Consider the following 6,248-nt stretch of genomic DNA (forward strand, 5'->3'; position numbering starts at 1 on the left):
GCTGGAGAAGAAAATCATGGCGCGTGTCATTTCGGTCGAAATGGAGCGATTCCCGATCGTCGGCACCTTTACCATCTCACGCGGATCCAAGACCGAAGCCGAAGTCATCACAGTAACGATCGCTGACGGGGGACGTTCCGGACGCGGCGAGTGCGTGCCTTACAAGCGCTACGGCGAGACCATGGAGGGCGTATATGCCGCCATCGAGGCGATGCGCGATCCGATCGTCGCCGGCATCGACCGGACCGCCTTGCTCGCGGCCATGTCCGCGGGCGCCGCCCGAAACGCCATCGACTGCGCCCTTTGGGACCTCGAAGCCAAGCTGACCGGCATGTCGGTGGCGGCGGCGATCGGCGTCCTTCCGATGAGGCCGTTGGAAACCGCCTACACCTTGTCGCTCGCCGAACCGGAGGCCATGGCGGCGCAGGCGCGCGCCAACGCCACGCGGCCTTTGCTCAAGGTCAAGATCGGCGGTGACAACGATATGGCGAGGATTCGCGCGGTGACCGAAGCCGCTCCCGAAAGCCGCATCATCCTCGATGCCAATGAGGGCTGGACCGACGAGACTATCGAGACGAACCTTGCCTTCGCCGCCCAGCACGGCATCGCGCTCGTCGAGCAGCCGCTGCCGGCCGGCAAGGACGACATCCTGCGCCGGATCGCCCATGCGGTGCCGATCTGCGCCGACGAAAGCGTGCATGCCGCAAAAGACCTCGATGCGCTGGTCGGTCTCTACGACGCCGTCAACATCAAGCTCGACAAATCGGGCGGCCTGACGGAGGCGTTGAAGCTGCGCGACCGCGCCCGCGATCTCGGCTTCGGGATCATGGTGGGCTGCATGGTGGGCACCTCGCTCGCCATGGCGCCGGCGGTGCTTTTGGCGCAGGATGCCGACTTCGTCGACCTGGATGGCCCGCTGCTGCTGGCGCGCGATCGCGAGCCGGGCCTCGTCTACCAGGGATCGCTCGTTTCACCCCCTGACAGGGTGCTTTGGGGCTGAACGCGAGGCCAGCCCGATCAACACCATGCCGATGACCGCGATCGGGATCATCGCCAGGAAGCCGTCCACGCCGAGCCGCTCATAGAGTGGGCCGGAAGCGAGCGTCACCGCCGCGCTGAAGGAGCCGTTGAAGAAATAGGCGATGCCTTGCGCGGCGCCGGTGCGTTCCTCGGACACCGTCTCGCCGATCATTTTCTGCAAGCCGATCAGCACCATGGCGACGGATACCGCATGCAACGACTGAACGGCGAAGAAGCCGGCTACACCCAGGCCGAGCGGCCAGACCAACGGAAAGGCGATCCAGCGCACGATTGCGCCGATGCCGGCCACCAGCATCACCCTGGCAACCGAGATGGAAGCAAAAATACGATTGAAAAACAGAAACATACCGACTTCGCACACGACTCCCCAGGCCCATAGCAGGCCGACGACGGAATCGCCGATGCCGATCGATTTCCAGTAGATCGACACGAAGCCGTAGAGGAAAGCGTGGCTGGCGGTGATGATGCCGACGCCGAGCGTGAAATACAGGAAATAGGCGTTGAACAGGCTCGGCGCCTTCTTCGGCGCCGCCAGGATGACGGCGATCTGCTCGGCATGGAACCCTTTCGCCTGCAGCCAGAGCGGAAAGTAAGGCAAATGCGTGCCCTGCGACACGAACAAGGTCGCGAAGATCAGGCTCATGCGCAGTTCGAAATGGCTCGGCTTGACAAGCTGTTCGGGCGTTAGCGGCGGCAGCGACATGAATCGATCCAATTTCGCTGCACTCGACTCCGTGCAACGTGTCCCGATCCCTAACATGCGGCAAAGCGCGGCGGAACTGGCTGGATCAATCGATCAAGAGCAAAGCTGTTGACGAACGAACGATGCCTGGGAGCGAGCGCGGCGCGCCCTATGTCAGGGCGACGGCGGCAGCAGGCTGAACCGGGACAAGGCAGCCGCGTTCAGGCCGCCTGAGCCGCCCTGCCCTTGAGGTCGATGATGTCGACCGGCACCAGCACGTCGTTGCCGGCCGAAGCCTCGGGCAGCACATGCGCCCAGGTCAGGATCTCCATGCGGCCGTCGAAATGCTCGACCACCGCGGTGCAGCTTTCCACCCAGTCGCCGGTGTTGATGTATTGCACGTCGCCATAGCTTTCGATCGCGGCGTGATGGATATGGCCGCAGATCACGCCATCGACATGCGAGCGCCGCGCTTCTTCCGAAAGCACGGTCTGGAACGAGCCGATGAAGTTCACCGCCTTCTTGACCTTTACCTTGGCCCATGACGAGAACGACCAGTAAGGCAGGCCGAGCAGATGGCGCAGCTTGGTCACCGCACGGTTGATCAGCATCGCCGTGTCATAGGCATAGTCGCCGAGATAAGCGAGCCAGCGCTGATTGTGCACCACCGTGTCGAACTGGTCGCCATGGATGACCAGCAGGCGCCGGCCGTCGGCGGTCTCGTGGATGGCGCGGTCGGCGACGACGATGCCGCCGAAATGCACACCCTGGAACTGGCGGGCGAATTCGTCGTGATTGCCGGCGATATAGGTGATCGAGGCGCCTTTGCGCGCCTTGCGCAGCAGCTTCTGCACCACGTCGTTGTGGCTCTGCGGCCAGTGCCAGCTGCGCCGCAGCCGCCAGCCATCGACGATATCGCCGACCAGATAGATGATTTCGGCGTCGTGATAACGCAGGAAGTCGATCAGGAAATCGGCCTTGGCCGCTTTCGAGCCGAGATGCACATCGGAAATGAACAGTGCGCGGAAAGTGCGGGGCTCTGGGTCCGACATCACGATTTTACCCTTTGCTTTCGCGTGCCTATGCCCCGATTCATGCAACAACCGTATGACGGTTGCGGTTGGTCCAGCCCAGGCGCTAGCTTGCGCCGCAATTCATCAGGAGAAATCACCATGGATCTCGGCATTCGCGGCAAGAAGGCCATCGTCTGCGCTTCGAGCAAGGGACTTGGAAAAGGTTGCGCCATGGCGCTGGCCGAAGCCGGCGTCGATCTCGTCGTCAATGGCCGCAACGCCGAGCTCGTGGCCAAGACCGCGAAGGAAATCCGCGACCGGTTCGCGGTCAAGGTGACCGAGATCGTCGGCGACGTGTCGAAGCCCGAGGTGCAGAAGGCGATCCTCGCCGCCTGCCCGGATCCCGACATCCTGGTCAACAACAATGGCGGCCCGCCGCTGCGCGATTTCCGCGAGCTCGACCGCACAAAGATCCTCGAAGGCGTGACGCAGAACATGGTCACGCCGATCGAGCTCGTCCAGGCGGTGATCGACGGCATGGCCAAGCGCGGCTTCGGCCGCATCGTCAACATCACCTCGCTTTCGGTCTATGTGCCGATCCCCGGGCTCGACCTGTCGTCCGGCGCGCGCGCCGGCCTGACCTCGTTCCTCGCCGGGGTGGCGCGCACGGTGATCGACCGCAACGTCACCATCAACAGCCTGCTGCCCGGCAAGCTCGACACCGACCGGCTGCGTGGCCCGCATGAGGCCGGCACCGCGGAAGACCCGGCCGCGGCCGCCGCGCGCAAGGCCCGCATCAGCGCCGACGTGCCGGCGAAACGTCTCGGCACGCCGGAGGAATTCGGCCAGATCTGCGCCTTCCTCTGTTCGGTCCATGCCGGCTACCTCACCGGCCAGAACATCCCCGTCGACGGCGGTCTCTACGTCAGCGCATTCTGACCGCCCGCAATCCAAAAGACCTGAGCCTCACAGGCCAACTGGCTGGAATCAATTGATTATTTTCGCTCCGGCATTGTGAAGGCCGGAGCCTGCTATTTGCCGTCGCGAAAACGCGCCGACGCATGCTAGAACGCTTGAAAGCAAGGAACAGTGGAGGGCCGCAATGGACGGCGAGAGCAAGAAAACGGCCCGGTCGGACCTCGACGAGGCCGCCCTCTTCTTCCACAAGCACCCGACGCCGGGAAAGCTCGAGATCCAGGCGACGAAACCGCTCGGCAACCAGCGGGATCTCGCGCTTGCGTATTCGCCGGGCGTGGCCGCGCCCTGCCTCGAGATCCGCGACGATCCCGCCACCGCCGCCGACTACACCGCGCGCGCCAATCTGGTCGGCGTCGTCTCCAACGGCTCCGCCGTGCTCGGGCTCGGCAATATCGGTCCGCTCGCATCCAAGCCGGTGATGGAAGGCAAGGCGGTCCTGTTCAAGAAATTTGCCGGCATCGACGTCTTCGATATCGAGATCGACGCGCCGGAAATCGAGCGCATGGTCGAGACGGTGGCCGCGCTCGAGCCGACCTTCGGCGGCATCAATCTCGAGGACATCAAGGCGCCGGAATGCTTCGAGGTCGAGGAGCGGCTGAAGGCTCGCATGGGCATCCCGGTCTTCCACGACGACCAGCATGGCACGGCGATCATCGTCGCCGCCGCGGTGCTCAACGGGCTGGAACTGGCCGGCAAGGCGATTTCCGACATCAAGATCGTCACTTCCGGCGCGGGTGCCGCGGCACTCGCCTGCCTCAACCTACTCGTCTCGCTCGGCGCCAGGGTCGAAAACATCTGGGTCACCGACCGTTTCGGCGTTGCCCATAAGGGCCGCGTCGAGGAGATGGATCGCTGGAAAGACCCTTATGTGAAGGATACCGAGGCGCGCACGCTGGCCGACGTCCTTCCGGGCGCCGACGTCTTCCTCGGCCTTTCCGCCGCCGGCGTGCTGAAGCCGGAACTGTTGGCGCACATGGCGCCGAAACCGCTGATCCTGGCTTTGGCCAACCCCAATCCCGAGATCATGCCGGAAGCAGCAAGGGCCGCGCGGCCGGATGCCATGATCTGCACCGGACGCTCGGATTTTCCCAATCAAGTCAATAACGTGCTCTGCTTTCCTTACATCTTCCGCGGCGCGCTCGATTGCGGCGCCAGCGCCATCAACGAGGAGATGAAGATGGCGGCCGTGCGGGCGATCGCCGCCCTTGCCCGCGAGGAGCCTTCCGATGTCGCGGCGCGCGCCTATTCCGGCGAGACGCCGATGTTCGGCCCCGATTTCCTGATCCCCTCGCCCTTCGATCCACGCCTTATCCTGCGCATCGCGCCGGCGGTGGCGAAGGCTGCCTGCGATTCTGGTGTCGCGACACGGCCGATCGCCGACTTCGCCGCCTATATCGACAAGCTCAACCGCTTCGTCTTCCGCTCCGGCCTGGTGATGAAGCCGGTGTTCTCGTCCGCCAAGGCTTCGAGCGCCAAGCGCGTCATCTATGCCGACGGCGAGGACGAGCGCGTGCTGCGCGCCGCGCAGGTTGTGCTGGAGGAAGGCATCGCCGAACCGACTTTGATCGGTCGCCCGCATGTGGTGGAGGTCAGGTTGAAGCGCTACGGGCTGCGCATCAAGCCGGGCGTCGATTTCGCTCTGATCAACCCGGAAGACGATCCGCGCTACCGCCACTATGTCGACCTTCTGATCGAACTGGCCGGCCGGCGCGGCGTGACGACGGAAGCCGCCCGCACGATGGTGCGCACCGACAACACGGTGATCGCCGCCCTTGCGCTGAAGCGCGGCGACGCGGACGCCATGGTCTGCGGCCTCGAAGGCCGTTTCGAGAAGCATCTGCGCAACGTCAGCCTCATCATTGGTCCCCGCGCGGGCATCAAGGACCGGGACCTGTCGACGCTGTCGATGCTGATCTCGCAGCGCGGCATCATCTTCCTCACCGACACGCATGTCTCGGTCGACCCGACGGCGGAGGAGATCGCCGAGATGACGGTGCTGGCGTCGGAGGAAATCCAGCGCTTCGGCATCGAGCCGAAGGCAGCGCTTCTGTCGCATTCGGATTTCGGCTCGCGCGATTCTCCAAGCGCGCTGAAGATGCGCCGCGCCGCGGAAATCCTCGGCCGTATCGCGCCCGACCTGCAATGCGACGGCGAGATGCATGCCGATACGGCGCTGTCGGAGCATCTGCGCCAGCGCGTCTATCCGCATTCGCGGCTGAAGGGCGAAGCCAACCTGCTGGTGTTCCCGAACCTCGATTCGGCCAACATCACGCTGACGGCGCTGCGCGCCATGATGGACGCGCTGCATGTCGGGCCAATCCTGCTCGGCACCGACAAGCCGGCGCACATATTGACGCCGTCGGTGACCTCGCGCGGCGTCGTCAACATGACCGCGCTTGCCGTGGTCGAGGCGGCGCACAAGGCGCAGGCGATCGTCGATCTGAATTAGGGTGTGTTGAGATTCAGGTCAGGCCGTGTCGAAAATGGTGGGTTCCGAGAACCGGAGCGGAGCGTACTTTTCGTACGTGAGCACC

5 protein-coding genes are annotated in these 6,248 nt (G+C 64.2%); 3 read left to right on the forward strand and 2 right to left on the reverse strand.

The window, feature by feature from the left end:
* The first annotated feature begins 16 nt into the window (after positions 1 to 16).
* The gene (gene dgcA, locus FJ471_RS20905) at positions 17 to 1,000 is read left to right on the forward strand and encodes an N-acetyl-D-Glu racemase DgcA (RefSeq protein WP_140806643.1); all 984 of its coding nucleotides are present in this window, start codon (positions 17 to 19) and stop codon (positions 998 to 1,000) included.
* Here the strand turns inward: dgcA and FJ471_RS20910 are convergent.
* Both FJ471_RS20910 and FJ471_RS20915 read right to left on the reverse strand, forming a co-directional pair.
* A complete protein-coding gene (locus FJ471_RS20910; protein ID WP_140806644.1) occupies positions 971 to 1,744 on the reverse strand; it encodes an MFS transporter in 774 nt (257 codons plus the stop codon). The two genes, dgcA and FJ471_RS20910, sit on opposite strands and share 30 nt — an antisense overlap.
* A 200-nt stretch (positions 1,745 to 1,944) precedes the next feature.
* Positions 1,945 to 2,775 carry a UDP-2,3-diacylglucosamine diphosphatase gene (locus tag FJ471_RS20915; protein WP_140806645.1) on the reverse strand — a complete coding sequence of 277 codons (831 nt, stop codon included), beginning with the start codon at positions 2,773 to 2,775 and terminating at the stop codon, positions 1,945 to 1,947.
* A 120-nt stretch (positions 2,776 to 2,895) separates the two neighbouring features.
* On the opposite strand from FJ471_RS20915, the gene FJ471_RS20920 reads away from it, so the two are divergent.
* Both FJ471_RS20920 and FJ471_RS20925 read left to right on the forward strand, forming a co-directional pair.
* Positions 2,896 to 3,675, forward strand: a complete 780-nt coding sequence (locus FJ471_RS20920; protein WP_140806646.1) for an SDR family oxidoreductase — start codon at positions 2,896 to 2,898, stop codon at positions 3,673 to 3,675.
* Between the two features lie 163 nt (positions 3,676 to 3,838).
* Positions 3,839 to 6,163 carry an NADP-dependent malic enzyme gene (locus tag FJ471_RS20925; RefSeq protein WP_140806647.1) on the forward strand — a complete coding sequence of 775 codons (2,325 nt, stop codon included), beginning with the start codon at positions 3,839 to 3,841 and terminating at the stop codon, positions 6,161 to 6,163.
* The last annotated feature ends 85 nt before the right edge of the window (positions 6,164 to 6,248 follow it).

Source organism: Mesorhizobium sp. B2-7-1 (assembly GCF_006440735.1).
In the GTDB taxonomy this organism is placed as follows: Bacteria; Pseudomonadota; Alphaproteobacteria; order Rhizobiales; family Rhizobiaceae; genus Mesorhizobium.